2 protein-coding genes and 1 pseudogene are annotated in these 3,444 nt (G+C 71.4%); all 3 read right to left on the bottom strand.

The window, feature by feature from the left end; translation table 11 throughout:
- On the bottom strand, nucleotides 1-988 hold a 988-nt coding region (locus HL189_RS22415; protein ID WP_369135948.1), incomplete at its 3' end, for a HAMP domain-containing protein.
- A 264-nt stretch (nucleotides 989-1,252) separates the two neighbouring features.
- The gene (locus HL189_RS22410; protein WP_369135947.1) at nucleotides 1,253-2,854 is read right to left on the bottom strand and encodes a methyl-accepting chemotaxis protein; all 1,602 of its coding nucleotides are present in this window, start codon (nucleotides 2,852-2,854) and stop codon (nucleotides 1,253-1,255) included.
- Between the two features lie 326 nt (nucleotides 2,855-3,180).
- A pseudogene (locus HL189_RS22405) lies at nucleotides 3,181-3,444 on the bottom strand (methyl-accepting chemotaxis protein); the annotation flags it as partial.

The raw sequence follows: 3,444 nt of genomic DNA, 5'->3' as shown, positions 1-3,444 counted from the left end.
CGCCCGCCGCCACCGTGCCCACGTTCCGCGACACCTCCTCCGCCGCCGCCGACACCACACCCGACTGCGCGCTGGTCTCCTCCGCCGACGCCGAGATCTGCGCCGACGACGCCGACAGCTCCTCCGACGACGCCGCCACCGCGTCCGCGGACGTCACCACGGACGCCATCACCTCGCGGAGCGACTCCTGCGCCCGGTCGAGCGCGACCGCCATCCGGCCGACCTCGTCCCGCGACGTCAGCCCGGACGTGACAGTCAGGTCGCCGGCCTCGATCGCCTCGGCCACCGTGCGGACCTTCGACAGGCCCCGGGTGATGGAGCGGGCCACCAGCGCTCCCACGGCCAGCGCTGTCGCGACGCTGATGACGAGGAGTGCGGCAAGCATCAGGCGGGTGTCGACGTACTGCTGACCGGCCTCGTCGAGGGAGGCGGCCCCGGCCTGCTCCTCCGCCTCGGTCAACGTGCCGAGGATGTCCTGCACCGCGGTCATGTGCGGGGTGAGGTACTGGTCGCGGGCGGCGAAGTAGCCGCGGGTGTCGCCCGCGGCGCTGCGCGGGAAGGCCTGGCTCTGCACCCCGTCGGCGAAGCTCGCGTACTCGGCCCTGGCCTGGTCCACCAGGGTGAGGTCACCGGAACGGGTGTGGGTGGCGTAGGCGGCGAGCGCTGCGTCGAAGTCGGCGGCCGTCGTCGTGAACTGGTCGGCCCACCTCTGCTTGAACTGGGGGTCCAGCGACGAGGCGTGGCTGACGACCTCCAGCTGGGACTGGTTCATCGCGAGGTTGGCAGCGGCGAGGTCGGCGGCGCCCGCCATGTCGTGGGCGTAGAGCGCAGTCGTCTGGTCGTGCGTGGACCCGACGGCGCTCAGGCCCACGAGGCCGACTGCGGCCGCAGCAGCCGCCGTGATCCCGACCGCGCCGAGCACCTTGATCCCGACCGGCCGGTCGGCGAACCACGCCCTGCGGGTCCGCGGTCGGTCTGCTGTGCTCATCGAAAGCTCCTAGGTCGGTCGTCCATGACAAGCACATCGTGCGCAGCCTGCGACTTCATCCGGAGCAATTTCGCAACGTTTTGTTGAAGCGCCTCAGAATGGCGACCGGCGTCGCCTGGTGGGCCATTTGTCGACAGATGGCAAGCCCGGCAACGGCCACGGCCGCCACTCCGCCCGGGGAAGGGGGCGAAGCGGCGGCCGCGGGGGTCGGCCCCCTGCAGGGCCCCGCCACGAACTCGCGAGTGGTGGGGGCAGGGGGTGTTCTCAGTAGGTGAAGCGGCCCACGGTGGTGCGCAGGTCGCTGGCCATCTTCGACAGCTCGTCCACGGCCTGCCGGGTCTGCCCCAGCGCCTGGGTGGTGGAGGACGCGGCGGTGGAGACCCCGGTGATGGTGGTGGCGATCTCCGTGGAGCCGCCGGCGGCCTCCTGCACCGACCGCGACATCTCGTTGGTGGTGGCGGTCTGCTCCTCCACGGCACTGGCGATGGTCAGCTGGAAGTCGTTGATCGAGCCGATGGTCTGCCCGATCCCGGTGATCGCCTCCACGGCCCGCGCCGTGTCGCCCTGGATCGCCTCCACCCGGCGGGCGATGTCCTCGGTCGCCTTCGCCGTCTCCTGGGCCAGCTCCTTCACCTCGTTGGCCACCACCGCGAACCCCTTGCCGGCCTCACCGGCCCGCGCCGCCTCGATCGTGGCGTTGAGCGCCAGCAGGTTCGTCTGCTCCGCGATGGAGGTGATCACCTTCACCACGTTGCCGATCTCCCGGGAGGACTCCCCCAGCCGCACCACCGTCGCGTTCGTCGACTCCGCCTCGGTCACCGCCTGCGCCGCCACCCGCGCCGCCTCGTTCGCGTTCTGCGAGATCTCCCGGATCGAGGCGCCCATCTGCTCCGCCCCCGCCGCCACCGTGGCCACGCTGCGCGACACCTCCTCCGCCGCCGTCGACACGACACCCGACTGCGCGGAGGTCTCCTCCGCCGACGCCGAGATCTGCGCCGACGACGCCGACAGCTCTTCCGACGACACGGCCACCGCATCCGCCGAGGCGCCCACCTGCGACAGCACCGACCGCAGGCTCTGCTGCGCGTCCTTGAGGCCGGCGGCCATGCGCCCGAGCTCGTCGCGCGACCGGACCTCCGGCTCGACGGTCAGGTCGCCCTGCGCCAGGGCGAGGACCGAGTGGGCGACCGAGCGCACCGTGCCGGTGATCTGCCGGATGACCCACCAGGCGAGGGCACCGGCGCCCAGCAGGCTCAGGACCAGGACCACCCACAGCAGTCGCGTGGCCGTGTCGGCCTCCGCAGCGCCGGCCTGGTTCAGGACGTCCGCCTCCGTGCCGTGCTGGTCGAGCTGCACCTGCAGCTCGTCCATGAGCACGTCCGTCGCGTCCTGCAGCGGCCCGGTGATGACGAACCCGGACCCGACGAGGTCACCGTTGTCAGCGGCCGGCACGAGCTGCCGCTGCGCCACCGTGTACCAGTCGGTCAGGTCACTGGACAGGGCAGTGAACGCAGCGGGGTCCGGTGCCGAGGTCTCGTAGTCGGCGAGCTGGTCCTGCAGCACCTGCCGGCGCTCGGCGAGCTCGGCGGTGAGTTCCGCTCGCGCGGCCACGTCGACCATGGGGTAGGTGATGTAGCGCGCGCGGTCGCCCTGGAAGCTGCGCTGGATGGCGCCGAGCTGCTGCAGCGGGATGACGCTGTCGACGTACATCTCCTGCTGGCTGTCACTGAGGTGCGACAACCGGTCGGTGGCGAGGGTGGTCAGTCCGACGGCCACCACACCGAGCAGCCCGACGGCGGCTCCGATCTTGACGCCGACCGGCCGGTCGGCGAACCAGTGCCGACGGGTGAGGGAACGGGAGCTCATCACGGTCTCCTGGAGGAAGGATGGCTTCCTCGTCCCGCCGGACGGCGGTCCCGAGCAGCCACTGGGAACGGTTCCAGTGTGACGGCACCGGACGGTTCCGTTGTGTTCGATCGCGCGTTTCGCCACACGCGCCGGAATTGCACGGCGACCATTCCGCCGGGGTCACATGTCGACTCGGTGACGGACCCGGGGAATCGGTGGCGGACCCGGAAAAAGGCCACGGCCGCCACTCCGCCCGGGGAAGGGGGCGAAGCGGCGGCCGCGGGGGTCGGCTCCCTGCAGGGCCCCGCCACGAGCTCGCGAGTGGTGGGGGCAGGGGGTGTTTTTCAGTACGTGAAGCGGCCCACGGTGGTGCGCAGGTCCGATGCCATCTTCGACAGCTCGTCCACGGCCTGCCGGGTCTGGCCCAGCGCCTGGGTGGTGGAGGAGGCGGCGGTGGAGACACCGGTGATGTTGGTGGCGATCTCCGTCGACCCGCCGGCGGCCTCCTGCACCGACCGGGACATCTCATTCGTGGTGGCGGTCTGCTCCTCCACCGCGGAGGCGATGGTCAGCTGGAAGTCGTTGATGCTGCCGATCACCTCGCTGAT

This window comes from Modestobacter sp. I12A-02662 (genome assembly GCF_041028325.1).
In the GTDB taxonomy this organism is placed as follows: domain Bacteria; phylum Actinomycetota; class Actinomycetes; order Mycobacteriales; family Geodermatophilaceae; genus Modestobacter.
This window is presented reverse-complemented; position numbering and strand designations above follow the sequence as displayed.